The 25,372-nt window shown below is 43.6% G+C and carries 27 protein-coding genes, 2 pseudogenes, 1 riboswitch and 1 other annotated feature; of the genes and pseudogenes, 8 read left to right on the forward strand and 21 right to left on the reverse strand.

Annotated features, from left to right (window positions below; translation table 11 throughout):
• Positions 1 to 10: 10 nt before the first annotated feature.
• A complete protein-coding gene (locus tag AC58UX_RS15620; protein ID WP_497254217.1) occupies positions 11 to 1,513 on the reverse strand; it encodes a spore germination protein in 1,503 nt (500 codons plus the stop codon).
• Between the two features lie 263 nt (positions 1,514 to 1,776).
• On the opposite strand from AC58UX_RS15620, the gene AC58UX_RS15625 reads away from it, so the two are divergent.
• A complete protein-coding gene (locus AC58UX_RS15625; protein ID WP_497254219.1) occupies positions 1,777 to 1,995 on the forward strand; it encodes a hypothetical protein in 219 nt (72 codons plus the stop codon).
• Between the two features lie 26 nt (positions 1,996 to 2,021).
• Here AC58UX_RS15625 and AC58UX_RS15630 read toward each other — a convergent pair whose 3' ends face one another.
• Both AC58UX_RS15630 and AC58UX_RS15635 read right to left on the reverse strand, forming a co-directional pair.
• Positions 2,022 to 3,038 (reverse strand): Gfo/Idh/MocA family protein, encoded by a 1,017-nt coding sequence (locus AC58UX_RS15630; protein ID WP_497254221.1) that lies wholly within the window; start codon positions 3,036 to 3,038, stop codon positions 2,022 to 2,024.
• Between the two features lie 143 nt (positions 3,039 to 3,181).
• On the reverse strand, positions 3,182 to 3,817 hold the full coding sequence (locus tag AC58UX_RS15635; protein ID WP_497254223.1) for a class I SAM-dependent methyltransferase: 636 nt from the start codon (positions 3,815 to 3,817) through the stop codon (positions 3,182 to 3,184).
• Between the two features lie 170 nt (positions 3,818 to 3,987).
• On the opposite strand from AC58UX_RS15635, the gene AC58UX_RS15640 reads away from it, so the two are divergent.
• Both AC58UX_RS15640 and AC58UX_RS15645 read left to right on the forward strand, forming a co-directional pair.
• Entirely contained in the window at positions 3,988 to 4,161 is a 174-nt protein-coding gene (locus AC58UX_RS15640; protein ID WP_497254225.1) for a hypothetical protein, read from the forward strand.
• 106 nt (positions 4,162 to 4,267) lie between these two features.
• The gene (locus AC58UX_RS15645; RefSeq protein WP_497254227.1) at positions 4,268 to 4,594 is read left to right on the forward strand and encodes a hypothetical protein; all 327 of its coding nucleotides are present in this window, start codon (positions 4,268 to 4,270) and stop codon (positions 4,592 to 4,594) included.
• Positions 4,595 to 4,659: 65 nt separating this feature from the next.
• Here the strand turns inward: AC58UX_RS15645 and AC58UX_RS15650 are convergent, their stop codons facing one another.
• The 4 genes and pseudogenes from AC58UX_RS15650 to AC58UX_RS15665 form a co-directional block, all read right to left on the reverse strand.
• Complete coding sequence (locus AC58UX_RS15650) at positions 4,660 to 5,859, reverse strand: CapA family protein (RefSeq protein WP_497254876.1); 1,200 nt, start codon at positions 5,857 to 5,859, stop codon at positions 4,660 to 4,662.
• A 134-nt stretch (positions 5,860 to 5,993) separates the two neighbouring features.
• Positions 5,994 to 7,706, reverse strand: a complete 1,713-nt coding sequence (gene argS / locus AC58UX_RS15655) for an arginine--tRNA ligase (RefSeq protein ID WP_497254229.1) — start codon at positions 7,704 to 7,706, stop codon at positions 5,994 to 5,996.
• A gap of 47 nt (positions 7,707 to 7,753) precedes the next feature.
• Positions 7,754 to 7,973, reverse strand: a binding site (T-box leader).
• Positions 7,974 to 8,092: 119 nt separating this feature from the next.
• A pseudogene (locus AC58UX_RS15660) lies at positions 8,093 to 8,850 on the reverse strand (aminoglycoside phosphotransferase family protein).
• A 79-nt stretch (positions 8,851 to 8,929) separates the two neighbouring features.
• Entirely contained in the window at positions 8,930 to 9,433 is a 504-nt protein-coding gene (locus tag AC58UX_RS15665; RefSeq protein WP_497254231.1) for an NUDIX hydrolase, read from the reverse strand.
• A 121-nt stretch (positions 9,434 to 9,554) separates the two neighbouring features.
• On the opposite strand from AC58UX_RS15665, the gene AC58UX_RS15670 reads away from it, so the two are divergent.
• From AC58UX_RS15670 to AC58UX_RS15680, 3 genes are read left to right on the forward strand one after another with little or no spacing between them, the layout of a single operon-like run.
• On the forward strand, positions 9,555 to 10,895 hold the full coding sequence (locus tag AC58UX_RS15670) for a spore germination protein (RefSeq protein ID WP_497254233.1): 1,341 nt from the start codon (positions 9,555 to 9,557) through the stop codon (positions 10,893 to 10,895).
• A complete protein-coding gene (locus tag AC58UX_RS15675; RefSeq protein ID WP_497254235.1) occupies positions 10,892 to 11,953 on the forward strand; it encodes a GerAB/ArcD/ProY family transporter in 1,062 nt (353 codons plus the stop codon). Before AC58UX_RS15670 ends, AC58UX_RS15675 begins: the two co-directional genes overlap by 4 nt.
• A 4-nt stretch (positions 11,954 to 11,957) precedes the next feature.
• Positions 11,958 to 13,037, forward strand: a complete 1,080-nt coding sequence (locus tag AC58UX_RS15680; protein ID WP_497254237.1) for a Ger(x)C family spore germination protein — start codon at positions 11,958 to 11,960, stop codon at positions 13,035 to 13,037.
• 7 nt (positions 13,038 to 13,044) lie between these two features.
• Here the strand turns inward: AC58UX_RS15680 and AC58UX_RS15685 are convergent, their stop codons facing one another.
• Positions 13,045 to 13,701 (reverse strand): hypothetical protein, encoded by a 657-nt coding sequence (locus tag AC58UX_RS15685; protein WP_497254239.1) that lies wholly within the window; start codon positions 13,699 to 13,701, stop codon positions 13,045 to 13,047.
• A gap of 70 nt (positions 13,702 to 13,771) precedes the next feature.
• Between AC58UX_RS15685 and AC58UX_RS15690 the strand changes: the two genes are divergently transcribed.
• Positions 13,772 to 14,902 (forward strand): AbrB family transcriptional regulator, encoded by a 1,131-nt coding sequence (locus AC58UX_RS15690; RefSeq protein ID WP_497254241.1) that lies wholly within the window; start codon positions 13,772 to 13,774, stop codon positions 14,900 to 14,902.
• Positions 14,903 to 15,013: 111 nt separating this feature from the next.
• Here the strand turns inward: AC58UX_RS15690 and AC58UX_RS15695 are convergent, their stop codons facing one another.
• The 11 genes from AC58UX_RS15695 to AC58UX_RS15745 all read right to left on the reverse strand — a co-directional run bounded on the left by AC58UX_RS15695 (position 15,014) and on the right by AC58UX_RS15745 (position 23,811).
• Complete coding sequence (locus AC58UX_RS15695) at positions 15,014 to 15,955, reverse strand: methylenetetrahydrofolate reductase (protein ID WP_497254878.1); 942 nt, start codon at positions 15,953 to 15,955, stop codon at positions 15,014 to 15,016.
• A 109-nt stretch (positions 15,956 to 16,064) separates the two neighbouring features.
• On the reverse strand, positions 16,065 to 16,832 hold the full coding sequence (locus AC58UX_RS15700; protein ID WP_497254243.1) for a sugar phosphate isomerase/epimerase family protein: 768 nt from the start codon (positions 16,830 to 16,832) through the stop codon (positions 16,065 to 16,067).
• 105 nt (positions 16,833 to 16,937) lie between these two features.
• Positions 16,938 to 17,462: a DUF6886 family protein gene (locus tag AC58UX_RS15705; RefSeq protein WP_497254245.1), complete on the reverse strand. Its 525-nt coding sequence runs from the start codon at positions 17,460 to 17,462 to the stop codon at positions 16,938 to 16,940.
• A 24-nt stretch (positions 17,463 to 17,486) separates the two neighbouring features.
• Positions 17,487 to 18,329 carry a bifunctional 5,10-methylenetetrahydrofolate dehydrogenase/5,10-methenyltetrahydrofolate cyclohydrolase gene (locus tag AC58UX_RS15710; protein WP_497254247.1) on the reverse strand — a complete coding sequence of 281 codons (843 nt, stop codon included), beginning with the start codon at positions 18,327 to 18,329 and terminating at the stop codon, positions 17,487 to 17,489.
• A gap of 56 nt (positions 18,330 to 18,385) precedes the next feature.
• Positions 18,386 to 18,463, reverse strand: a riboswitch (ZMP/ZTP riboswitch).
• 59 nt (positions 18,464 to 18,522) lie between these two features.
• Positions 18,523 to 20,154: a hypothetical protein gene (locus tag AC58UX_RS15715; RefSeq protein ID WP_497254249.1), complete on the reverse strand. Its 1,632-nt coding sequence runs from the start codon at positions 20,152 to 20,154 to the stop codon at positions 18,523 to 18,525.
• Between the two features lie 43 nt (positions 20,155 to 20,197).
• Positions 20,198 to 20,728, reverse strand: a complete 531-nt coding sequence (locus tag AC58UX_RS15720; protein WP_497254251.1) for a hypothetical protein — start codon at positions 20,726 to 20,728, stop codon at positions 20,198 to 20,200.
• 45 nt (positions 20,729 to 20,773) lie between these two features.
• Complete coding sequence (locus AC58UX_RS15725) at positions 20,774 to 20,962, reverse strand: hypothetical protein (RefSeq protein ID WP_497254253.1); 189 nt, start codon at positions 20,960 to 20,962, stop codon at positions 20,774 to 20,776.
• Between the two features lie 17 nt (positions 20,963 to 20,979).
• The gene (locus AC58UX_RS15730) at positions 20,980 to 21,438 is read right to left on the reverse strand and encodes a RidA family protein (RefSeq protein ID WP_497254255.1); all 459 of its coding nucleotides are present in this window, start codon (positions 21,436 to 21,438) and stop codon (positions 20,980 to 20,982) included.
• Positions 21,439 to 21,471: 33 nt separating this feature from the next.
• On the reverse strand, positions 21,472 to 21,885 hold the full coding sequence (locus AC58UX_RS15735; protein ID WP_497254257.1) for a hypothetical protein: 414 nt from the start codon (positions 21,883 to 21,885) through the stop codon (positions 21,472 to 21,474).
• A 128-nt stretch (positions 21,886 to 22,013) separates the two neighbouring features.
• Positions 22,014 to 22,466, reverse strand: coding sequence for a YoqH family protein (locus tag AC58UX_RS15740; protein ID WP_497254259.1), 453 nt, complete (start codon positions 22,464 to 22,466; stop codon positions 22,014 to 22,016).
• Positions 22,467 to 22,530: 64 nt separating this feature from the next.
• The gene (locus AC58UX_RS15745) at positions 22,531 to 23,811 is read right to left on the reverse strand and encodes an adenylosuccinate synthase (RefSeq protein WP_497254261.1); all 1,281 of its coding nucleotides are present in this window, start codon (positions 23,809 to 23,811) and stop codon (positions 22,531 to 22,533) included.
• 109 nt (positions 23,812 to 23,920) lie between these two features.
• Between AC58UX_RS15745 and AC58UX_RS15750 the strand changes: the two genes are divergently transcribed.
• A complete protein-coding gene (locus AC58UX_RS15750) occupies positions 23,921 to 24,799 on the forward strand; it encodes a LysR family transcriptional regulator (RefSeq protein WP_497254263.1) in 879 nt (292 codons plus the stop codon).
• A 99-nt stretch (positions 24,800 to 24,898) separates the two neighbouring features.
• On the opposite strand, the gene AC58UX_RS15755 is transcribed toward AC58UX_RS15750, so the two are convergent.
• Both AC58UX_RS15755 and AC58UX_RS15760 read right to left on the reverse strand, forming a co-directional pair.
• Complete coding sequence (locus AC58UX_RS15755; protein WP_497254265.1) at positions 24,899 to 25,234, reverse strand: helix-turn-helix domain-containing protein; 336 nt, start codon at positions 25,232 to 25,234, stop codon at positions 24,899 to 24,901.
• 38 nt (positions 25,235 to 25,272) lie between these two features.
• Positions 25,273 to 25,365, reverse strand: a pseudogene (locus AC58UX_RS15760) (metallothiol transferase FosB); the annotation flags it as partial.
• Between the last annotated feature and the right edge of the window lie 7 nt (positions 25,366 to 25,372).

Raw genomic sequence — 25,372 nt, forward strand, 5'->3', positions numbered from 1 at the left:
GGCCTCCTCACTAACGCTTATGCAGTCTATTGCCACCCTCTCCAATTGAGGTTTCAGGTTTTTTGAACGTGAGCCATCGAGGTAGACGCACAAGCGTATCTTCCAAATCCGCTTTGCGGTACGGTGAAAATGGAGACATAAAAGGCTCTCCGAAAGAACGAAGAGCACATAAATGCAACAATAAGACAAACATGCCCATCGCAATGCCAAACAATCCAAAGCTGGCTGCTGCTCCCATAAACACAAAACGAAGTATGCGCACTGGAATCGACATGCTGTAAGCAGGCAATGTGAAGGTGGAGATCGCTGTCACGGAAACGACGATGACCATTGCAGCAGATACGATACCTGCTTCTACCGCAGCTTGTCCTATGACTAGCGTGCCAACTACCGATACAGCTTGTCCGATCGCACGAGGCATGCGTAGACCCGCTTCACGTAAGATTTCAAAGGTGACTTCCATGACAACTGCCTCCACGAAAGCCGGCAAAGGAACGCCTTCTCGTTGTGCAGCTAGACCGATTAACAAGGAAGCTGGCAGCATATCGCGGTGAAACGTTGTAATAGCGATGTAAATAGAAGGAAGCAGCAATGAGATCAGCACCGTACTAAACCGAAGCAGACGCAGCAGTGTCGCATAGAACGCACGTTGATAATAATCCTCAGCAGATTGAAAAAAAGTGACCAGCTGCGTAGGTACGAGGAGGATGTTAGGTGTGCCATCAACAAGGATCGCCACTTTCCCTTCTAGCAGCTGAGCGGCTGTCGTATCTGGCAGCTCCGAATTGTAAATGGTTGGAAATAGCGAGAATTTGTTATCCTCGATTAATTCCTCAATATATCCGCTATCTAAAATGCTATCAATCTCAATCGCGTTTAACTTCGCTCGAACCATTTCGATGATGGATGGCTTAGCAATGCCATTGATGTACATGATGGTCACGCTTGTTTTGGTCAGCCGTCCGATGGACATCGATTCCAACCAAAGTCTTGGATCCTTTATTTTTCGTCTAATTAACGCTGTATTGGTGCGAAGTGTCTCTGTAAAGCTTTCCCTGGGCCCGCGTACGGATGTCTGGTTCGTGGACTCCGTAACCTCGCGCCCTTTCCACTGACGAATGTCTGCACGGTAAGCGTGATGTTGATGATTAAACATGATAATTGCTTCACCAGAAAGCAAATTATCGTACAAAGCAACCATATGCTCAACGGTTTGAATCGAGCCAATGCCTGTTAGCAGCTCTTTCGCAAGCGCTTCTGTGGTCATACTGCATCGCATTGTTCCCACAGCATCTGTCGTTAACATCGCTTTGACGACATCGAAAATATACGTATTGATCGCATTCGTATCCGTAAGTCCCTCGATGTACACGACAGCAGCTGCGATCTCCAGTGTTCCCTCATCCTGTATCTCGCGTATGACGACATCGTCACTTCCGCCTAAGTCCATAAGAATACGTTCAATGTTTACTTCAACATTGGGGTCTATAGGAATCGTTGCATCATCAGGCATGATGTTGGTCCCTCCTCCTGGATGTCATCCCTTCCACATTATGACCATTTGCAAAGGTAGATAAACCGTGGAGAGTTAATACGCCTATTCTTGTTGGAGGCAGAAAAAAGCCGTTACCAATAGGTAACGACTGGAATTACATAATTGTATACGTACAAGCTAATCTTTCGTGCGCATGTCTACCATATCTGCGAATATACTCAATTAACAACAGAACCAAATTGAACAACAGCTGACGATTATAAAAGGAGAGGGCGATCATCATGTTACTAACGTTGACATCGGATGGCGATCTATTTACTGCCGCGCTATCTCAAACGACGGTATCTGTCTGGCAAACGGATGCCAATGGTGTTTACTGTGAAGTCGATCGGGGCATTATTGAACAATTCAACCCAACCACGATAAGAATGAGTACAATTTCCGATGAGATTGCCTTTTATTTTCGAGATGATGGCACCTTGTTTCGTGTAGAAACGTAAAGCCATATCTATCACAATCACTTTCCTTACACGTAACTGATTCTTTTGCCTGATCTGGAAGATGCATAAACATCCATGACCAAATTGAATGCTTTGATTCCTTCAGGTCCATTCAAGAAGTAACTGCGGTCATTCAGGATATGATCATAGAAATCAGCGATTTGCACCCCATGACTGATTCCCCAATATGATTTTACACCTAAATTATTCGCTTCTGGTGATGTCAACATCGTTTGCTCACCATCAATCACACGATACAAGGTATCTCCCGTTAGGAGCAGCTTCCCTTTCTCGAAGACAAGTTCCACTTCTGGCGGTGAATTTTCCCCGTAAGCATTCGTCGCGTAAAAGACAGCCGTTGCCCCATTACGATATGTAAGGTGTGCATGAACGGTATCTTCCACTTCAATGATTCCTTCGAGGGAATCCGTGGACATCGTCCCTTTAATGCTCGTTACCTCGCCGCCTAGCCATTGGATTAAATCTAGCGTATGAATCGCCTGGTTGATGAGGACTCCCCCACCTTCCGTTTCCCATTTCCCTTTCCATTCCGTTTCGTAATAGGCAGCCGTTCTGCTCCAAGTTACAATCCCTTTAAGACAGAGTAATCTTCCTAATTCACCAGACTCGACAGTTTGTTTCATAAGCTGGGAGGCAGGATTGTATCTATTTTGGAAAATGACGCCTAACTGCACATTCGGATTCGCTTCCGCTGCACGGAGCATCGTTTGCGCCGCTTCTTTCGTTTCGGCCATCGGCTTTTCCGTTAGAACATGTTTACCAGCGTTCAGAGCATCAACCGTCATGGGAGCATGTAAATAGTGAGCTGTACATATATGAACGACATCAATATCAGGATTTTGCAGCATTTCAAGGTAGTCTGTGTAATACATGCATTGGTAGGTTTCCGCCGTTTTAGCTGCCAACTCGGGATTCGTATCGACAACTGCGATGATTTTCGCTGTCGGGATTTGTGAAATGGCATTCAAATGTACGCTGGAAATCGCTCCGCAACCAATAAGTGCAACGCCAATCTGTTTCATGGGATACCCCTTTTCTGCTTGGAAATGGTATTGTTCAATTTGAACATATTTCGTAGGTATATACTAGGTTCGCCCATACAGCATCAAATCCTTTAAGAATGTGCATGCGGATATTGACTACTTCATGCTTTATTGTGACTATTTTACCTTGGCATGAAAGCACTTTCCCATAGCATCTTCTTGTTCGTATATCGATCCATTTCATATTCCTCTACATACAGGTACGTCCACATTGTTTCGTTGAAAAACCGCTCAATCTCACCACGATCAAAAAATCTTCGGTAAATCCCTTCGCTTTGAAAGACGTTCTTCTCTGCACTAGGCGCGGTATCTCCTACATTGCTAATTTCGTTGGTTGAGTTTAATCGACACAGAAGTAAGCCCTCTTTCTTCAACACCCGATGCAGGTCCCGAATAATCCCATGGGTAGTGACTTCATCGAAATAATGAATGCTCAGATCTGCAATCAGGACTTGTACTGACTCACTTTCAAAAGGAAGCCCCTCCGTCATATCCAAACAGTGCGTTTGAATATCAGGCATGAATGCATGTAATTTCTTAATTGCCTCTTCGGAAATATCGCAAGCAATCGGAGTCAGCCCTCGATCGCGTAAGTATTGTGTGTTATTGCCGACACCACAGCCTAAATCAACGATAAGATCGGCATTGCTATATGTCGCTAGGTACTCGTCCCAATATTTATCCAACCAGTTATCATAGGTAGGCTTAGCGTCCAGCCGTTGATATGATTCATTCCAATATTGTTCTAACGATTTCATTTCGATGCACCTTTCAGGAATAAATTCAGTTTTCCTTATATTTTCGACAAAACTAGCGCAATTCCCATCTACCGTTTGACAAAAATTTATAGCATGTCCCTTTATAATAACAGTAGGGATGCTGATTTGGATCATAAACATTTGTGCAAACACTTGGGAGGATGATCAACATGGACGAGCAGTTTATTAAAAGATTACACACACTTAATCGCCGCGATTCATTAAGGTCTTTGCTGCTAATCGAAGGTGTTCGACTGACTCTCCGACGTAAAAAGCAAGTCAGCTTATTCAAAAAGCTTTTTAATCGCAAAAAGCAAACAATGACCGCTAAAGGTTGGAAATAAGAATAATTGGCAAACAACAAATGCCCTCTCCTCTCACTCGTATGTTGATAGGATGGGCATTTCTCGCGTATTGGCGACTTTTATTGTAAAATGGAATTTCAGTAGCATGAAATGGATACGGGGTGCAGGCATGGCTATTAGCTTTACTAGTTCAATTGTCAGTCAGTTAAAAAAAGAAATCGCTGACCTAGAGAGCAAAAGTATGAACGAGAAGAAGAAAAAAGAACGAGCTCAAGCTAAAATGAAACAAATCCAAAGAGATATGAAATTAAGTCAATCCCATAGCGATTTGAGCAGTAAAATGACGCGAGTGAATAAGCTGCATGAAGAGATTAAAACAAGTGATCGTCTACAGCGAGAATTTGCTAAAGAATTAATCGCGAAGAAAGCTTCGTTGAAGCTTAATTTAGTCAAGGTGTCGAAGCAAGAGTAAACATCAAAGAGAACAAATCAAACCGCCCTGTTTGCAGGAGCGGTTTGTTCTTTGTTTACGGCTTCTTATGTTGAAATAATACGTAGCTCAGGCATATAAGTTCGCATATGTTTTTTCACCATCTCAAACTGCGATTTGGCATGCGTAAGCTGCTCATTGGTTAGCCTATCCATTGAAATAATTTGAAAGTGACGACTTTTCTGGCTATACGTATAGGTGGGAAGAAAGCTAGGTTGGGTGAGTTCAATCTTCTTGGTTCCATGTCTCGTAGTTTTATTGACCTCAATGGTTGCCATTCCGCCGATTTGCTTATACAGGTTGATTTGAGCCGAAATAAAGTTCCCTAGCGAATAGACGACGAACATGCGATGTCCATCCTTCCCAACTACCCAAGCAGGCGGTTGTAACACATGCGGGTGGTTCCCAATGATAATATGCACCCCAAGATCTGCAAGCTTTTGAGCTAAAATCGTTTGTTCGCTGTCAGGCCATCGTTGGTATTCCTTCCCCCAATGCAGGGCTACCACGATGACATCTGACAGAAGCTTTGCCTGTTCCACATCCCGTCGAATTTGCTCATCATCGATCCTGTTGATCAGAAACGGTTTTCCTTTCGGCGTTAAAATCCCATTCGTCCCGTACGTGTAACTCAAGAAGGCAAATGTAATCTCATTCTTTGTGATTGTCCTAATGTTGTCGCGGTCTTGCTGCGACTTAAATGCCCCTGTGTATGGTATTCCGAGGGTATCCCAGTAGGTAAGCGCACTTTGAATTACTTTTTCTCCTCTGTCCAACGTATGGTTGTTGGCTATCGTAACAATGTCTACCCCTGCAAATTTAAGCGCATCGCCGATTTCGTGAGGGCTGTTAAACGAGGGGTAACTGGATAGTCTCAGTTCCTTCCCGCCGATCATCGTTTCTTGATTGGCAACAAGTATGTCAGGTGCTTCTAAATAGCTCTTCACCCCTTGAAATATGGGCTTAAAGTTATAGGTGCCATCCTTCTGCTTTGCGTCTAGGTAAACTTTATCATGAATGAGAACATCTCCGATTGCGCCAAGTGTCACCTTGGAGACTCGCGGTTCTGTTGGTTTCGTTGTATTAGCATGAATTTGCGGAGCTGGCGTAACTGGCGTTGTGGGTAACTCGACAATGGGTAAAATTTGTTTCGTTTCGACTTGATACTCTTTTTTGGGCGTCACAGAAGTGCCTAAACATCCGCTCGCCAATAACAAAGTAGAAACAATCGCAGCAGTTCGCTTCATCACGAAAACCAGCTCCTTATGCGTCAATCCTAGTGTTGTCCAGTAGTATTCCCGCTAAGAAAATCTCTCATGAATGAGCATTATTACCAGTTCACCGCAAATTCGTAATTACACCGCCGCAATATTTAATGTCGTTAAATTTCTTCCGGAGCTTGTAATCCAATCAGCTTTAGTCCGTTGCGCAATGTAATTTGAACACATGTCACCAGAGCAAGTCGCGCTTCGCGCAAATGTGTGTCCTCCACAAGGATGTGACATGCATGATAAAAGCGGTTGAACGATTGCGCGAGATCGATAAGATAACGCGAAATAATTGAAGGCTCCAGCTTCACCATTGCCTGTTCGACTCTTTCTGTGAAGAGATAGAGCATTTTGATTACTGTGGTAGCTTCTTTATTTTCGAGCAAAGTACCGTCTAATACTGATTGTTGGGCGTCATACCCTTCTGCCTTATGAGCTTTGCGCAGCACACTGCAAGTTCTGGCGTACGTGTACTGAACGTAAGGTCCCGTTTCCCCATCAAAGTTAAGAGCTTCCTCCCAATTAAAATCAATATCTTTAATTCGATTGGCACTCAAATCATTGAAAATGACCGCCCCTACCCCAACTTGCTGGGCAACTAGTTCTTTATTCGTCAGACTTGGGTTTCTAGCCTCGATGACATCCTTAATCTTTTGAATGGATTGCTCCAGTAAGCTTTCCAGCTTGACCACATTACCTTTACGTGTCGACAAAGTTCCCCCTTCAATACTCACACGGCCAAATGCGACATGTTCAAGCTTGGACGCCCAGGCATAGCCCATTAATTCCACAACCTTGAAGCATTGTTGAAAATGCAAATTCTGTGCATAATCCGTCACGTAAATCAGCTTCGCGAAATCATACTTTTCCGCTCTGTAGATAGCTGCAGTTAGATCACGCGTGTGGTAAAGCGAGCTGCCATCCTTTTTCAACATTAAAGCCGGCGCCATGTCGTATTGATCTAAACGTACTAGCCAGGCTCCTTCATCCTCCTCCAACAGCTGCTTCTCTTTCAACTTTTGAATGACGGGCTGCATCTTGTCGTTGTAGAAGCTTTCACCTTGATAAGCATCGAATTGAACGCCCAACAGCTTATAAATCTTTTGAAATTCTGAGAGACTAATGTCTACGAACCACTGCCACAAAGCAAGTGCTTCTGTATCGCCATGCTCCATTTTTGTAAACCAAGCACGTGCTTGATCCTCTAAGGTTGGATCCTTCTCTGCTTCCTCATGGAACTTGACGTAAAGATGGAGAAGCTCCTCGATGGCACCGCTCATTACAGCTTCCTTACTTCCCCATTGCTGATAGGCGACAATCAGTTTCCCGAACTGTGTCCCCCAATCGCCTAAATGATTAATCCCCACACAGTTGTATCCTAAGAAAGAATGGATTTGATACAAAGCATTTCCGATCACCGTGGATCTAAGATGGCCAACATGAAAAGGCTTCGCAATGTTCGGAGACGAGTAATCAATGACCACCGGTTTACCTTGGCCCAGATTTTGCGATCCATAGTGTACGCCAGCTTGAAAAATATGCTTAATCAGAGATTCCGCGAAATTAGCTTTCTTAAGATAAATGTTCAGGTAGCCTGAAACAGATTCCATGTAGTCGATTTCTTCGTCTTGCAGCGAAGCTTTCAACTCCTCCGCGATTGCTTGCGGTGAATTACTTAATGCTTTACTCAGACGAAAACAAGGTAAAGATACGTCTCCTTTATCCGGATTTGTTGGATATTCCATCCAAGCAGCAATCTGCTGTGCGTCAAAGCCATTGAACAACGATGAGATTTTTTCGGCAAAATGATTTTTCACATGTAACATGGCCATTCACTCCCTTTTTCTGAAAATATAAAAAGCCCCCGTCTCTAAAAAGAGACGAGAGCTGAAAATTCCCGCGGTACCACTCTAAGTGTTAAACCTGTGGTTTAACCCCTCTGTTTCGTAACGGTCGACTGACCGGATTCGCCTACTAAAGTTCAGCAAACCATTTCCTGGGTCCGTTTCATTCATAACATCCGTACCGGCTTACACTGACCCGGCTCGCTGTGACTGTCTGTTAGGAATTACTGTCCCATTCATCAATATTTCGATATGAATTTTTGAATATTTTACAGGGGAATGAAGGGAATGTCAAGGGATATTTGCTCATAATCTAGCACTTTAGGTGATTGACGTTCTATAAAGCTACCTATCGCCACGTCATTCATTTATGTTTCAACAAACCGCAACACAGCACGACTATGATACTCAAAAATGTCCCTCGCTAATTGCTGATTAGGAAATCCGCGATGCAACAGCTTCAGCCCACCACAAGTCAAAGAAATATGATGATGAAATCGATAAAAGTGCATGCGATTATGATCCAAAGTTTCATTTGGAAAATAACGATAATAATCTCCAAATCGAAACTCTAAAAAACTATGCTCATGCTCGATGTCATAGAATTCAGCCCCTTCGATATCAATCAAGTATGGCTCTAGTCTCTCGTTTACTATTACATGATCCGGCCCCAGCTCTCCATTTGATATACTTTTCCATATATATCCCTCACGTTTCCATTCATTGTACTTATCATATCGCCTATTCGATGAAACACTTTTTCTCTAGCCATTTTATCGGGACTATGAAAATAAACTTCTGCTTTTTGTCCGTCTACGTACTCCACAAAAGCAAAGTCAAAAGGATAGCGATTTCTTTCCTTGTTTTGCATGTATATTTTGGGAGTTTGAATTCCTTTTTGGATTAAAAACTTGTTATTCATTTCGAACAAATCCGCCCCATAGGATTGCTCATGAATTTCCGATTTTTCAATTTCTTCGCGAAAAAAATTATTAGTAAGATCCCAAACATAGATCACGCATGAAAATCCATTCGTACAATCCAACTTAAAGACAACTTTTTGCGCACCACCTTGCATGGTAGTGATCTTTGAAATCAAATAACTAGAGCCAAAGATATTTGTCACGTACTCCTGTAAATCAGCAATTTCAAAATAATTCGTGTAATCCAATAAACAACACTCCATTCTTAGATCTGCTGATCAACTAGCTATGAGTATTCACAACCCAATCATCCAACCGCTGCCCGGAAACCGGCATCTCTCCCGTCTTAACCCACTGCACCGCTTGCATTACGAGTGGTGATGCATTATCCAATGTAACATCACTAAGTGCTACCCAACACGCCCCTAATGAATCTTGTCCTTCAAATACTTCCGGTTTCGTCGATATATGCCCACCTACAAATTCAACAGAAAATAATAGCGCAACATGATGAATATGTGTGGTTCCCATTTTTGGGAGCACATATGGAACTACATAGTCGCCGATGCCAATATTCTTTTTAACAAGCAGCTCTAAGCCAACTTCCTCTTTGATCTCCCGTCTTAATGCCTCAAGTACAGTTTCAGCGGGCTCAATTGTACCTCCTGGCAGGTCGAACCGCCCTGTGTAGGGGCCTCCGTTTTTATGAATCACGAGAAGTTTTCCTTCTAACTCACAAATTGCATAAACGCCTAAATGTCGATGCCACTTCTCATTACCTTCCACCTAGCCCACACCTTTCACATCGAATCTTGTGTTGTATTTCTTCATTTTTATTCCAAATCCTTTCTCCCCTAGAGCATAGGTCTAGCTCAAATTGCTCATACTACCGCGTAGGTGATGGTTAATGTTGGTTAATGCGAATTTGAATCCACGAAATCAAGTCATGGAAAAGTTGGGGGGCTGTCAGGACCTTCATCATCAGCATATTGTCCTAGGCGGATTGCAGCTCGAGCTGTTCGCTCTGTCTAGTTTGGTTGACGTTGCAGGAACTCTTCGGCGTCTGATTCAAGTTGACCAAGAAGGCCCGTGTACATGGGAAATGCTGCAGTTGAAGCTTGGTGCAGAGAATGCTCCCCTACATGAGGACTTGGTCCAAGGTATTTTAGAAGGACGCACTCTAATTATGCTAGATGGGTCAGGAGCGGCTTGGATTCAATCTGTGCCACAGAAGCTCTCACGCTCGGTTACGACACCTCAAAATCAGAATCTGCTTGGATCTTCTCAAACAGGGTTCATCGAAGATTTTATGACTAATCTTGGATTAATTCGCAATGAACTTCGAACTTCTTTCCTGAAACAGGCTCATGTGACCGTGGGTTCCATTCACAAGAAAAGAATGATTGTACTTTCCCTAGAAGGGGCGGCAGATACCGCTTCTTTCTTGAAAGCTGAATCAGCTCTTCGTGCTCATAGCCATGAGGAATTTACTTCTCTGAGACAAATTACGAAGTGGCTTTGTGAAAAACCGATTTGGAGCCCGATCCCCTCTTTTATCAAAACGGAATCGCCGCATGAAACGGTTTACTTCATGAAGCAAGGTAGAATCGTGCTTCTCATTGAAGGCTATGCTGAAGCTATCGTTATTCCCGTGCATCTTCCCGACTTATTTATGTCGGACACAGATCGAGATTACCCCATAGCGCTCACGACCATGCTCGTTTTTTTTCGAATTCTTGGTTCGATCATTGCGATCATCGCCCCTGCTGCTTACGTTGCATTGCTGTCTGTGAATCCAGATGTGATGAAGCTGGAATTGATTTATTCACTCGCTAAGAGCCGTGTAGGTGTGCCTTATCCAACTATTACGGAAGCACTGATTCTACTGTTCATTATTGATATGCTGCTCGAAGCGATCATCCGATTGCCCAAAAGTATCGGGCCTGCCATGACGATGGTCGGCGGTATCATTCTCGGACAAGCAGTCGTCGAAGCGAATCTGGTAAGTAATCTGTTGATCATTGTATTAGCCGCGTCTACAATCGCTAATTTCACCATTGTCGGCTATCATTTCGCCTTAGCAGTTCGAATATGGCGCTATCTCATGCTGTTCTTCGCTACTTTATTTGGTCCTATGGGGATTGTATGTGGGCTATTTTTGCTTCTCTCTTTGGTAGGCTCCTCGACCGTGTTGAGCAAGCCGCTCGTGTCTATGCCGCAAACGGAAGGTAGGAAGAGTACGAAATGAATCAAGGGATCAGCTTCGCCGTTCTGTATATCGTTCTTCAATACGGGCTTCTAATGTTTATATATCCCCAAAGCATCATTCAATCACAGGTATCCGGTCACTGGGTCATCATCCTGATCGGTTGGTTGGTTCAAGGCGGCTTATTACGCTTACTAATTGGCGGTTTCCATAAGGGGAATGACAATCTGCTGCACTCCTTTAACAAAGCGGGAAAATGGTTCCGCATCTTGATTGTTTGGCCTTTGATCGCCGGAAATATTTTCGCCATTACGATCATTATTCGCGGGCAATCCCAGATCGTTAGCACCTTATTTTTACCTGAAACCCCGCGTTGGGTTTTAATGGCCTTATTACTAGTATCAGCTGTGTGTGTTTCTTATGCAGGACGTGATTCGCTTTTGCGACTCGCCTTACTTCTTGGGCTTTTCGGATTGCCGCTGCTTCTCTTATCACTTTCTGCTACCTTCTCGAATGTTACGTATCACTTCATTTTTCCGCTTCAGCCGAATTTTTCATTTCTGTCTGATCCTGGCATATTACCGTTACTGTTCGTATTTTCACATGTCATTGGGTTAATTGGTTTTTTCGGGCCGCTTTCATTGGACGGAAGAAAATGGATCTGGCGAGCATGGGCGTTTTCCTTGCTTTTTTTGCTGCTTTACGTGTACCTCCCCCTTGGCGTCTTCGGTCGTGAGGTAGCGGTGCATCTACGATTCCCATTAATTACGGTGATGGATTCCGTCAGAGTGAATTGGTTTTTCTTCGATCGGATCTCACTGTTATATATCATGGCTACCATGTTTAGCACACTGCTGAACATAAGCGGGCTTCTCTGGCTCTCAAGACAGCTTACTACTGGTTCTTCGAGGATCTCCAAAGTAGTAACGAATCCATTAATGGTAGGATTAATTGCGATAAGTATCGCTCTTTTCATTACGGATTGGGGAATGTTGGAGAAGCTACTAGATTGGGGAGGTATGTACCGTCTTAGCTTGATATTTGCTGTTGCTCTGGTAGGAGCATTAATGCGTGGTCGTCGAATGAAGCTTGGGAGATGAATGGATGGATAAATTGCGTTGTAGGGTACGTTTAGTCGTAGTTTGGATAGGCTGTGGATTGCTCCTAAGTGGTTGTTGGGACAGCCATGACATCAATCTTAGAGCAATGCCCGTTATTATGGGAGTTGCCAAAGGCCAATCACATCGATATGAAGTTACCCTTCAAATCCCCATACCTGTTGAGAAAAATGTATCAATGAAAATTATCACCCAAGAAGCGAATACCATTAGTGAAGCTGTTGACAACTTAAAAATAAACATCGAGAACTTCGTTGATTTGTTGAACGTTGAAATGCTCGTATTCCAGCAATCACTAGCTGAAGGAGGTTTGGAGGAGGAACTGAATTACGCGATTCGTTCCAGAGACTTGTCGCCAAAAGCTTTAATAGCGATTACTGACTCCGATATGCAACAGCTTTTGGGCAACACCAAAAACGCTGTCATCAGTGATGTGACAACGTTTTTTAAATATTCGGATCAAAGAGCTGGTTATAATCCCAAAACAGCGATGACAGCCTTATGGGAAACCTTTGCATCAACAAAGTCATATACAAAAGACGTCATCCTACCCATCATTCGTCCTGGAGAAGAAACAGTGCTTTCCTTTCATGGATCTGCCTTGCTAAGCAAAGGAAAGATGATAGCTCGATTAAGCAAAGAAGATACGTTGTTACTTAATCTTGAGTCAAATAATTACCACGGCGCAGCCGTTGAGGTGCTAGATAATGCGAATATGATCCTGGAATCAGCTAGAATGCATTGGGATGCCAAAGTTACAAAGGACGGTCCTGTCCTTGAAGGCAGGCTATACATTCAATCATCACTGTCAGAATCCAAGGGAAAGACTACAAAATACGAGTTAATCTCAAAACTTCAATCGCATCTCACTGATCACCTTAACCAGTTAACACAAAAGCTGCAAAAGAATAGTAGTGACCCCATTGGCTTTGGCAATTATTTTAGAGGAAAGATTCCCAACGATAAGCTAGATCAGTGGCGCAGCGACTATTATCCAAATTTGAAGGTCAATTATCACGTGACCGTCGTCATTGACAGCATCGGGAATTTGGAATTAGAGGAATAGAGCCGAACTAAAGGTCACCAATATAATAAGCAAACACTTGCTCTATCGGTTTAAAATACAAATGCCCATCCTCTTCCCACGGCTGAAAATGCAGATCCATGCGAGAATCGTTCCAATTTTCTGGGGTCCCTTTTGTGTTCAATCTCCCTTTCACAATGGGCTCCTCTATGACCTTGGGAAATTCCTGATAACCGAATAACAGATTTTCATGCATCGCAATTATTTCATATTTGTCCCCGTTGAAAGCACGTTCTTCTTGGAGCTGATAATGATAATAGATGTAGCTGCTCATCATCTCAGGCTTCAGATGCGCGATTCTCCCTACCCGAGACTCCACAGGCTTCTTCCTCAGCCAATGCTCATAACTGGCAGGTTCATTAAAGTGGAACACGTCGATCATCGGGATCCACTTCCGGGGCACGGCATGTCCTGGCCAATCCTTTAAAAAAGGAATGGCGGCTCCTGCGATTTCTTCAGGCAGCACTTCTCTTTCCAAACACTCATAATAAAGAAATACCTGATTTCGCCAGCTGTATGCTGCGGCAGTCATCAGTTCTCCTTGTTCAACCAGCTTTCGCGCTTGTAGATTTAACGCTAATGCTTTTAAGCCCACTTCTTCTTGTCCTTGTTGCCATTCGGCCCGATACATCCTTCTTATTATCATCAATAGTTCACCTCATCTTAGATTTGAACGATAAAAATAACTGTGCTAACATGAATACAGTTATAACAAGGTGGTGAATGCACGTATCGATACAAACCTGGTTACCTTCCATACCTCTCTAAAACTGATCGTTGCCCTACTAACTGCACTTCTTGGCGGATACGTGTTCAAACTCTTGCATATCCCCATTCCTTGGCTGCTCGGACCCATGATTGCGGTATTAATAGGTTCGAATGTGCTCAAAAATCGCTATGCGTGGCCTACCCCGATTCGAAACGCTGGACTCATCATCGTGGGGTACACAATCGGTCTATCCATGACCGCAACGGCTTTGCATGAAATGGCAATCCAGCTACCATCCATGCTGCTCATGACACTGCTCTTAATGCTGCTCTGCACATTGCTTGCCTACCTCGTAACTAAGCTGTCCAACATCAACTTCAAAACGGCACTTCTTGGAAGCATACCTGGCGGGCTTACCCAGATGGTCATCTTAGCTGAGGAGACGGAGGGCATCAATTTAACGATTGTGACTGTGGTACAAGTCATTCGTCTCATGATGATTGTGATATGTGTCCCTTTGCTGGTGTTTAGTCCGATCATGGGCAATCACAAAATCGTTGAAACCGCGATCAGCAGTTTCTCGGCTTCTTCTGCAAGTTGGGGTGCCCTGATGCCGAACATCTTTATTTTCGGCGCGGTCAGTGTCATCTGTGCACTTCTAGGAAATAAAATTAATTTCCCAACCGCGTTCCTGCTAGGCCCTGCTTTCAGCACAGCGATTATACAGCTAATTGGTCTTCATGGACCCGCACTGCCAACCAGTATGATCAATGCAGCTCAAATCATGATTGGCATTCATGTTGGGTTAATGTTAAAGCCATCTCAACTAACCCATAAGCTTCAAATCATAACGCTGGCTATTGGCAGCAGTGTGATTCTTTTGCTCGGATCGTTTGGACTGAGTTATGTTTTTATGAAACTGCACGCCGTTTCCAAATCGACAGCCCTGCTTAGCCTAGCTCCTGGCGGCATGGATCAGATGGGGATCATCGCGCACGAAATTAATGCAAATTTATCTGTCGTAGTCGGGTATCAGTTATTTCGTACATTTTTCATTTTCTTCGCTGTGCCACCGCTGTTGCGCATGATTTTCAAATACGCGGATGTAAAACGTGTGATTAAAAATAGCCCCTCCTAATGCAGGAGTGCCATTCATAACTCCTCAGAAAAATGATTTCCTATATCATAGCAAAAATGTAAAGCTGCCGCTCTATAAGAGTCGGCAGCTTCTTCATCTTAAAGAATACAATTAAAAAACAAACGTTGACCGCAGTTTCTTCTCCATCATCGCTCTAATCTCATGTACCAGCTCAATGGAAGCTTCAATTTCGACTTTGCGTGTAGAGACACTTTCAACGCTGCACCCGATTGGTATCCCTTTTTCCAGGCCGAATTCAAAAATCTCTTCAAATATTTGCTTGGAAACCGCCACAGATTTATCCAGGACATCATTGGAGTATTTCAAATCATTTTCCAGCCATTTCGGGATGCTGATTCCAAGCCATTTCATAAATTCCAGCGTTTTGGTGGATCCACAAGGGGCAATATTCATTAAGATCGGCACCATATCTAACTTATGTTCACGGCAGTGATAGTAATAATCGGATAAAAAGTTTTTCGATGCTTCCACATTATAGGTTGCCTGAGAAATAAAAAACCGGCTTCCGCTCGCTATTTTGCTAACCATTCGAAGATGTTCATCATCTTTTTTCATATGTCTTTCTGGAATAACCACAGCGCCTAATGTTAGATTGTCATTCAGCTTTCGGCTTAACTCATAGGCTTCGGGGAGTCCCAACTGAACCTCTTGTTTGCTGGAAGAAGCCCCGACAAATACCGAAAATCGCTCTTCAGCAAAGTCCGCTTTGATCCAATCCGCAAGTTGCTCTTCTGTATATTTACCAACGCATCGATAAATGATTTTCGGGACATTTAACCCCATTAAATATTGTTTGCTGTATGTCGTTGGGTCCACAGTTTGCATATAAGGAAAAGGCCGATCTTCATCAATACGATCACTTTCCTCCTGCACATCATAGAGAATTAAGCCATCTATTTGAAGTTTTTGAAGACGCTCCACTTGTTTGAGTGAGATCTCGGCTATTTTCTCTAGCGAATGTGTTTCTTTAGGCGGTGTCATTCCATACGTAATGATCCCTGTTTCTCTTCTAAGTATTTTGTCTTTTAGCATATGCGTCACAACCTTATCTTCCTAATTCCGAAAAGAAGAAATCATAGTTAATTACTCGGTATTAACTATTTCGACTCGAATTTACAAAACCCTTTTCAAATCGACACGATCATTCCCTGAACTTTTCTCTCATAAAAGCCAAACTGGCCGCTAACTCCTTCTCAGGATCATGCACCGTACACTCTGCAGAAATCATGCCATGATAGCCTGACGCCTTCAACGCTTTAACGAATTGATCGTACGGATACTGACCTGTCCCAGGCGACAATCGTCCAGTATCAGCAAGATGAATGTGCTGAAGCCAGTCTTTATTTTCGATAAGGGTATCCATCTGATCTTGCTCCTCATCCATATGGTAAAAATCGGCCAAAACCCGAATAGACGGATGATTCACCTGTTTGGCAAACCGCACCGCCTCCGAAACCGTGTTGATGATATTCGATTCCTTGCGATTCAATGGCTCAATAGCTAAAGAAACGCCCGTGCCTTGGAACTCCTCACCGATCATGGCAAGCAGTTGTAACAGTTGCTGCTCCGCGAGATTTCGCTCCCAGCCATCCGGAATATGTCGTGCTTTTCCACTTCCTAGTACGGCCGTCTTGGCTCCGATTCTATTTAAAGCGCTTGCAGCTTTATGGACGTAGCGCCGAATTCGTTCTTCATCTGCCTCTGGACCTACCACTTTCAAGTCTCCCGGGAAAAATATACTAAAAGCTTGCACCGGCAAAGGTGAGTTCAGATACAAAGGAAGCTTATCGGCGAAATCCGCTTCATCCTCTAAATTTAATGATACGAGTGCACATTCTATGTAGTCAAAGCCCAGTTGTTGAAGTCTTTCAGCCTCCTGAATGCCTTTGCACCAACCAAATGTATACATGAACAGTCCTCCTATCGTTACTTACTTCTCTACTATAACAAAAAATACCATCGAAAAGGATCATGAAATTCTCCAATTCGATGGCTAATATTTTTTTCTCCACTTTTACGTTGCTCGCTGCTGCGCAAACCCCATCCTGCACATCGAATAATTGAAGCTCGCCTTCTGAATGGTATCGCTTAAATCCCACAAATTGTCTACAATTCGAACTTCCACATTTCGTTTAAAAAGCTCCCCAAAGAGATCTCTAATTTCAAAACAATCGATAGGAACTTGTGATTTCTCACTCACATAGTACCCCGCACCAGGATCTATTGAATAAAAATCGGACGAATCAAATTCGTACAGGTATAACGTAGTCTGTTTCATGATTTCGAACCATTTATGCTCAATAGTAACGACATGCTTCATTGTACTCGAAGAGATATAATCTCTGCGATCTTGCTCCGTAGTCGCTTCATTACAATGATAGGTCACTCGCGGACAATTCCGCGGCGTTAAGAAATTGGGCAAGCATTGCTCGTTGATCGCCCAGACTAAGCCTTTGTTCGGATCCAAATCTTTTCTAGTTGGAAGTCTTGGGTGGAAAATAGGAATATCCTTTTCCTCGCTGACGTGGAATAGCTTCACTTTGCTCCTCCTTTTTAACTTCAACTAATTTAACTTCTCAGCTGCGTCTACGGTATGTTTCAGCAAAGTTGCAATTGTGACTGGCCCGACTCCCGCAGGAACAGGTGTAATCGCTGATGCGATATGCCTGCAAGCTTCATAGTCAACATCCCCTATGTTCCCTTCATTGTATCCCGCATCTAAAACAATCGCACCTGGTTGAATCCAAGCTCCTTGAACAAAATTTGGTTTACCCACTGCCGCTACAACAATGTCGCCTAACCGAATGATGTCTGCTAGACCAGTAGTCTTCGAGTGACAAATGGTTACCGTTGCGTTCCGATTTAATAGCATCATTGAAACTGGCTTACCGAGGATGGGACTTCTGCCGATCACAACAGCGTGTTTACCCTCTATGGGGATGTGGTAATAGTCCATAATGGCAATGATTGCTGCTGGGGTGCAGGAAGGGAATTTAGCTAAGCCGAAGGCATTTTGAGCAAAACCAAGCGTAGTAACGCCATCAACATCTTTCTCAACACGAATGGCTTCAAATGCAGCCCGTTCATCAATGTGATGAGGTACAGGATGTTGGAGCAAAATACCATGTACACTAGGATCTGCATTGAGCTTGTGAATTTCTGCAATCAATTCTTCCGTCGTTGTATGAGCGGGAAGTTCAATACGTATTGAACGGATTCCCAGACGCTTGCACGCATTCCCTTTCATCCGAACATAGGTCGCTGATGAAGGATCATCGCCAACTAAAATCGTCGCCAAGCAAGGCGTGATCCCTTTTAAGGCTAAGTGATCAACTCTTCCTTTCAGTGCCTCTTTCATGTCTGTTGCCACTCGATGTCCATCCAAGATTACGGTTTTCTCGTTCATCTCATCATCCCTCTCAAGTTAGGAGCAAACATAAAGAGGTAAGGGGATTTCCCCTTACCTCTTGCCCAGGCGTACGGCCAATATCGGTGTGCTCCCTCATGGTTACCCATGCTCCGCCAGTTACACATCGCTTATTCATAAAAGTATCATAACAATGAATACCAAAATTTTCAATATTTTTGCATAAGATTTACTACAAAGTCGCCGGAGACATAAAAAACGAATACCACATATTCGTCATGAACACATCAAGAGCTACAAAGTAGAGCATCTCCAGTCCAACATTTCGATCAGACAACCCTTTTCTCCAAAGATTTGTGCAAAGGTAAGAGATCACCGCGAAAATAAGCAGTATAATTAAACTCACCCAAACCGGTTGCAGAAAATCTGGCATCACCTGTAGAGCAATCGTTTTCCGATAATCTCCAATAAATAACGCCTTCACCACCAGATACATCGCGAGAGAAATCCCAAAATGTCGCTTGGCATACTCCTCATAATGATATTGCCAAAATACACTAAGGACGACTAAATATAGGCCAGGTAATAGGATCCATTTTAAGCTGATGAGTGCTGTAAGAACGCCGATCCCCCAAAAGAGTGGCAGATTCCCAGCAGCCTGTTGTAAGTCTTCTCCACGAATTTGGTTCATACTCGCCTGATAAGGAAGGTGATCCGTGGCGTAATATACGCGAAAAGATTCAGGGTTCACAGCATCCAGCCAAATCGATAATGAACGATATTGAATCGAGGCCATACTCGGATATACCGCGAATCCGCCAAATTGAGAGATCCTCGTAGCATCCAACATTTGACCATTTTTATAGCCAATCTTATACACCTCTTGACTCGTCTGACGTCTATTCTTCTCATAAACAGACGAAACCACGAGCGATAATTCGCCAGAGGTTGAACGCGTGAATGTAGGATGTAAAATCGTATCCGAATCCATCCTCTTTGAAACTGGAATCGTAACGATTTCATCTTGCACCTTATCTGGTTGATTCGATGGAAATGTGAGCATGTGCAAGGTGCTTTTACCGGATTTACGCGAACTGGTCGTATATACGGTTAGAAATGTAGAACCGTCATCAGTACCTAACGCCATATCATCCAAGCTGCTCGCTGCAAAATCCAAATCCTTCAGCTTGTTCTGGACAAGTGGTTTCCATGAATCAGGTGCAAGCTGTGCGTAATGGAAGGATTCATTTCCCTCTTTATTGACTGCGTAAACCAGAGAAAGACTGCCAGCAGCATCCAAATGACCTTGAATATGCTTTATATTCGCGACATCGAGCTGTGACCAATTTGGCTTTTCATTTGGATGAAATGTACTGACAAAAAGCGCCGAATCATTGTAAGCCAGCAGGATTCTTTCCCCTTTGGAGCCAGTCACCACTTGCACAGCATTCAGCTCCGTTTCAAGCAGATTGCTCTTGGGCGACCACGAACCGCTTTTCCACTCACTCGCATACAGCTTATTGCCTTCACTGATCCAGATCACATGATCCTTATCCATCATCTTGTGGAAACGAAATGAACCAGCATCAGGCAAGCTGCGCGACTCCGTGCTATTTAGCCCCTCATCATCTATCGTGACATAGGCAAGCGACGAGCCGGCGAGGTATGTAAAGCTGCGTTCGTCAACCATTTGCACAGCTACCCCATATACAGCCAATTGTGGTAATTCCGTTGCACGTCCGAACGGCTCCGGATACGGCTTCACATTTTCATTCGCCAGCATGAAGGTTTGAATCAAACCGATGACGAGGATCGCCGCTAGAAATGGCACGTATGTAAACAGCTTCCATCTTGATTGCTTCACTACAAAATGACCTCCAAAACTTGCGTACTACCCGATTGGGAATTTATGTTTGGCGCATTAATTTTCCATTGTTCAATAAACGCGCTACCCAATCATAACATTGATTCAGCTGCTCTTCACTAATTAAATCAGAACGGTGCTCAAACATGATCTTCACTAGTTCGTTCTGCTCGGCAATTATTCCGAGATATTCTTCTATTGGTGCCCAACCGTCGCGAGGATCGAGATCAGGCAGTACGGGATGACGAGAATTAGTAATTGTATCATTTACTTGTACATTACTCAGGTGGATGGAATAGGTAAAACGCGCGAACTTATGTATGACTTTTTTAGCATCAAAAAAAGGATCAATCTTTTCCTGCGAGTAGAGTCTTGCGGTATCTAGACATAGCTTTATGACAGGGTATTTCATCAACATCTCGTCTAAGAAATTCGTATCGTAAATGTAACGATTCAGTGCATCCAATTCCAAAACAGGAATAAACTCGTACTCCTCTGCCTGCTTAGTAAGCCACTGAAAGAGTGCTTCCGTCCGTTCGATCAATGCTTCTAAAGTAATCTCACTTTCTACCACATATTCCGATTCATCTGCAAATCTCTACGAACGCCAATCCACCCTTTAATCCAGAATAACTGGTTTAGGATAGTGAAATAAGATGTAAGTAGGACTTACATCTCGAAGGTATTCCAGTTCGTTTTGAATCCAAGCAAAGGCTGAATCTCTCACTTCATGATTATTAGCTAAGAATAAAGCATCTCTAGTTGTGGATATAGAGCTTCCATATTGACCAATCATGAATCGATTCATGGGTTGCTCCTTGGATTTTATTCTTCCATCTCAAAAATAGAGTCCACAATGATCGGCAGATTATCTCTCACCGATACAGCCCCGAAGACGGATCTGGCATGCATTCCCTTTTCGCCAAAAACATCCAACATCAGATCCGAACATCCATTAAGCACTTTGTGATGCTCTTCGAATTCGGGAACCGCGTTCACAAATCCTTGCAGTTTCACAACTTGTTTAATGCGATCCAGAGAACCAACAGCAGACTGCAAAACAGCTAGGATCTCAATGCCAGCTAGTCTAGCAAATTGATACCCTTCCTGTGTTGTGTAGTCTTTACCCAATTTCCCTTTGGGATTGCCTGAAGGTCCCTTTCCTGAAACGTACAATAGGCCGTTCACTTTCACATAGTTGGCATATCTCGCTGCTGGTTCACTTGCCACTGGTAGGACGATTCCTAGTTCTTCTAATCTTTGAGAAATGGTTTTTTCAGACATGTGGATTCCTCCTAAGGTAAGTTATGTTTCAATTCATGGCCCAGAACTCAAGCTCTTAATCCGATATTCACCAGTAGACTTCTGAAGTGTGACATACGTTTCACGGTTTATGATCCAGCCATCCTCGGTTCGTTCGCCGCCGCCAGCAAGGATGAATTCAAGGGAAGCCGGTAATATGTCATAGGAGACAATATAGTAGGTATCTTCCGTATTTTTTAAAATCTGAATATCATCATGAATCTTATAGTTTAAAATTCTTTTACTCACGGATACCGAAGTATTCTCTTCCTTGTCTAATGTTGCTGCGAATAGCTTTTTTACGATTGGCTTCAACTCATCTTGTTGTTGGGCACTGATCTCCGTGCTTGGACGATTTACGGCAGAGACAGAACAACCTGATACACAACTTATACTTGCAAGTAAAATAAGGGCTTTCAACCACTTCATAGCATCACCTCGTCAATGGAATGGATCGTTGTTTAAATACAACAGAACTGGACTAATAAACATCCCAGTATTTAACAATTCATTTCATTAGACGAGGCATAGCTCCATTAAGTTTCAAAAAATCTCAATCATTTACAAGAGTTCATCGAACTGGTTAGCACAACTGGCCCCAGCCTGCCCGTTCTCCCATTTGAAAGTCGAATTTCCATCGTGCTATTCGTTAAATCAGCCGTAATATCATCAATTCTTCCCGCCCAAGTCGGGCCCCCTTCCTGAGGTGTCGGGTACAGCTTGAATCGCCAACTAATTTCATTTTGGATAAAAGCAAATCCTTCATACCCATCATAATCTCCAATTCTAGCTGGTACAGGTAAATGATTGGCCAGCATGCTAATACTGGTGCGCGGAAAACTTGGTGTGAGTTTGACCTTGTAAACGAGCGCCGCCCCTTTGGCATTGACATTGTCTGCATCAGCATGTTCAAGGACTGCACTGCAAGGCATCGGTACTTCAGCTTTACTTGCTGCGGGATGTATCATGACACTACCAAAAAGAAACATAACCACAATCACATTCTTCATCATTACCTCCAAAATGTTTTGTGGTTATTTTTCCCAATATTATGTTTCCTATTACGGCCAGTCTCTATCTTGAAATCACTTGTTCACGTCTTGGTCCCACAGAAACTGTTGAAATCTTCACGCCGATCGCGGATTCTACAAAGTCGATATATGCCTTTGCCGCTTCAGGAAGCTCATCCATCTGTGTAGCCTGAGAAATATCACTTTTCCAGCCTGGCAGTCGTGTTAAAACAGGTTTAGCCGACTCCAGCAAAGCAGTGACTGGAAACCGATCGACGATCGTCCCATCTGCCAATTCATAGCCAATACAGACCGGAATTTCATCCAAGTAGCCTAATACGTCCAAATTGGTTAAAACAACACTCGTCGCTCCTTGTATCATACAGCCATACTTGGTAGCAACGGCATCAAACCACCCCATACGCCTAGGTCGCTTCGTGTTTACGCCATATTCCCCCGCATCGCCGCCGCGACGACGTAATTCCTCGGCCTCCATGCCTTCCAGCTCTGAGACAAAAGGGCCTGCACCTACACAGCTCGAGTACGCTTTGACGATAGCGAACACATTTGTAATCGAACTGGCAGGAAGTCCTGCTCCGACTGGAGCAAAGCCTGCAAGCGTCGATGACGACGTTGAAAACGGATAAATACCATGATCCGGATCACGCAATGCACCAAGCTGTCCCTCGACCAAAATGGGATCGCCGTTTGCATTTGCTTGCTGAAGCAGCGTTGTAGTATCGCATACGTAGGGAGCTATTCGTTTTGCCTGCCTCAGCAGTTGCTCCATAAGTTCTTCTGCCTGAATAGCTGGTCGTCCATATAGTTGCGTGAGCAGTACATTTTTCGCTGTCAGCAAACGTTTAAGTCGCTCTTGTAAGCGCGATGGGTTATATAAATCGGCCACCTGAATGCCTAACTTCGCATACTTATCCGCATAAAATGGCGCGATCCCTCGCTTCGTTGAGCCATAGCTATTGTTACCAAGCCGCTCCTCCTCGAGCTCATCGAAAAGCTGATGCACCGACAATACCACTTGCGCTCGCTCTGAAATGAACACCTTGGGATTCGGTACACCTCTTGCTGTTAACTCATCCATCTCTCCCAGCAATATATCAATGTCGAGAGCTGTTCCTGGCCCAATGACATTTGTAATATGAGAATAAAACACGCCTGAATGCAGCATTCGCAAAGCGAATTTTCCGTACTCATTAATGATCGTATGTCCTGCATTACTTCCACCCTGGAATCGAACAACGAAAGATGATTGTGCCGCTAGCACATCCGTCATCTTCCCCTTTCCCTCGTCTCCCCAATTCGCACCAACAATCGCAGTTACTGTCATAAACTACGCCTCCTACACTTGTTTTGCCTTACGAAGCTTATTATAATTGCTCTATCGACATTAGAAAAATTGATATAAGTAATATCAGATATAAAGTGAGGTAATACTATTGGATATTAATTTGGAATGGTATCGTGTCTTTTACTGGACTACCAAAACAGGCAGCTTATCAAAAGCAGCTGAGGAATTGCATATTACGCAACCCGCTGTTAGTCATACAATTAAGCAGCTGGAAGCCGCGCTAGGTGGGCAACTCTTCTTTCGAACGGCCAAAGGAGTTACATTAACAGCTGAAGGTGAAGTGTTATTTCGTTATGTGGAGCAGGCTTTTAGCTTTATGAAAATAGGAGAAAAAGCCATCGCTGACATGCACAGCTTACATAGCGGGGAGATCAACATTGGGGCTAGCGATACGTTGTGCAAGTATTATCTTTTGCCGTATCTAGAGGCCTTTCACGAGCAGCATCCTGGCGTTCGTATTCGCGTAACGAACCGTACAACACCTGAAACGTTGGCATTGCTCAAGGAGGGCAAAATCGATTTCGGCATTGTCAGCCTACCCGCTTCGGATAAGCAGATCGATTTTCGTGAGAGCTCATCCATTCAAGACTGTCTTGTCGGCGGCAAAGCTTTTGCACACCTTGCACAAAGTCCTCTATCTCTATCTGATTTACAAGATTACCCCCTGCTATTGTTGGAAAAAGGGGCAAGCACGCGGCGCTATCTCGATGATTACGCCACCTCGAACGGAGTCACACTCGTGCCCGAATTCGAGCTAGGCAGCATCGATCTGCTAGTTCAGTTTGCAAAACGCGGCTTTGGGCTCGCTTTTGTAATCGGTACTTATGTAGCCGACGAGCTCGTTGCTGGCGACTTAATCGAAATTCCGCTAACCCTACCTATCCCCTCACGCAAAATAGGACTAGCCACACTTCGAGGTGTTCCCCTCTCCGCGGCTTCGAAGTCATTCATGGCTTTGCTGCCTTGACGCATATGGCAAAAGAGGCTATCCAGAAACTAGCAGATCGTTCTGCTGGTGGGATGCCTCTTTTTGATCATTTTCAGGAAAACAATTGGATTTTATGATTTATTGAACATTTACGCCTTCAGTTTTAAATAACCAATTATCAATAGACTTTAGTGGATAATAGACGTTATTTCCAACTTTCACATATGGAAGTTGACTTGATGAAGATCCATTAACCATTGGTTGTGGACCCAATTTTTCTACCTCTGCCTCGCTTATTCCTAAATATAGGGCTAGCTCAGATCGCGTCAAAAGCTGGTCTTGCGGTTTAGAAATTGGTGCAGCGATTGATGTTTCCTTTGTCTGATTTTGATTTGCACTCGAAATCAACCAACATCCTACTAAAATACAAACGCCTAAGAAAACGATAGACAACGCATTGAAATAGTTTTTCATTAGAACCTCCGGTTAGTTTATAGCTGGCATCATTAATCCTATTCATAAAACACCATATGCGACTTATCCTCTTTGTAATAGGCTAGTCTATCTGCAAGCGTCCCCGTGTGGAATTCGAACTTATGTCCATCAATTAAT

It is taken from the genome of Paenibacillus sp. J22P90, assembly GCF_059692195.1.

Bases quoted from the DNA above. Each gene is read 5' to 3' on its own strand.
- AC58UX_RS15700 (WP_497254243.1), bottom strand. From the start codon at position 16,832: ATGTATACATTTGGTTGGTGCAAAGGCATTCAGGAGGCTGAAAGACTT.
- AC58UX_RS15630 (WP_497254221.1), bottom strand. From the start codon at position 3,038: ATGAAACAGATTGGCGTTGCACTTATTGGTTGCGGAGCGATTTCCAGC.
- AC58UX_RS15620 (WP_497254217.1), bottom strand. From the start codon at position 1,513: ATGCCTGATGATGCAACGATTCCTATAGACCCCAATGTTGAAGTAAAC.
- AC58UX_RS15745 (WP_497254261.1), bottom strand. From the start codon at position 23,811: ATGACAGTAACTGCGATTGTTGGTGCGAATTGGGGAGACGAGGGAAAG.
- AC58UX_RS15670 (WP_497254233.1), top strand. From the start codon at position 9,555: ATGTTGGTTAATGCGAATTTGAATCCACGAAATCAAGTCATGGAAAAG.
- AC58UX_RS15730 (WP_497254255.1), bottom strand. From the start codon at position 21,438: ATGTCTGAAAAAACCATTTCTCAAAGATTAGAAGAACTAGGAATCGTC.
- AC58UX_RS15645 (WP_497254227.1), top strand. From the start codon at position 4,268: ATGAAATGGATACGGGGTGCAGGCATGGCTATTAGCTTTACTAGTTCA.
- AC58UX_RS15755 (WP_497254265.1), bottom strand. From the start codon at position 25,234: ATGAAAAACTATTTCAATGCGTTGTCTATCGTTTTCTTAGGCGTTTGT.
- AC58UX_RS15640 (WP_497254225.1), top strand. From the start codon at position 3,988: ATGGACGAGCAGTTTATTAAAAGATTACACACACTTAATCGCCGCGAT.
- AC58UX_RS15710 (WP_497254247.1), bottom strand. From the start codon at position 18,329: ATGAACGAGAAAACCGTAATCTTGGATGGACATCGAGTGGCAACAGAC.
- AC58UX_RS15685 (WP_497254239.1), bottom strand. From the start codon at position 13,701: ATGATAATAAGAAGGATGTATCGGGCCGAATGGCAACAAGGACAAGAA.
- AC58UX_RS15625 (WP_497254219.1), top strand. From the start codon at position 1,777: ATGTTACTAACGTTGACATCGGATGGCGATCTATTTACTGCCGCGCTA.
- AC58UX_RS15680 (WP_497254237.1), top strand. From the start codon at position 11,958: ATGGATAAATTGCGTTGTAGGGTACGTTTAGTCGTAGTTTGGATAGGC.
- AC58UX_RS15675 (WP_497254235.1), top strand. From the start codon at position 10,892: ATGAATCAAGGGATCAGCTTCGCCGTTCTGTATATCGTTCTTCAATAC.
- AC58UX_RS15725 (WP_497254253.1), bottom strand. From the start codon at position 20,962: ATGAATCGATTCATGATTGGTCAATATGGAAGCTCTATATCCACAACT.
- AC58UX_RS15695 (WP_497254878.1), bottom strand. From the start codon at position 15,955: ATGCTAAAAGACAAAATACTTAGAAGAGAAACAGGGATCATTACGTAT.
- AC58UX_RS15635 (WP_497254223.1), bottom strand. From the start codon at position 3,817: ATGAAATCGTTAGAACAATATTGGAATGAATCATATCAACGGCTGGAC.
- argS (WP_497254229.1), bottom strand. From the start codon at position 7,706: ATGTTACATGTGAAAAATCATTTTGCCGAAAAAATCTCATCGTTGTTC.
- AC58UX_RS15740 (WP_497254259.1), bottom strand. From the start codon at position 22,466: ATGAAGAATGTGATTGTGGTTATGTTTCTTTTTGGTAGTGTCATGATA.
- AC58UX_RS15650 (WP_497254876.1), bottom strand. From the start codon at position 5,859: ATGAAGCGAACTGCTGCGATTGTTTCTACTTTGTTATTGGCGAGCGGA.
- AC58UX_RS15735 (WP_497254257.1), bottom strand. From the start codon at position 21,885: ATGAAGTGGTTGAAAGCCCTTATTTTACTTGCAAGTATAAGTTGTGTA.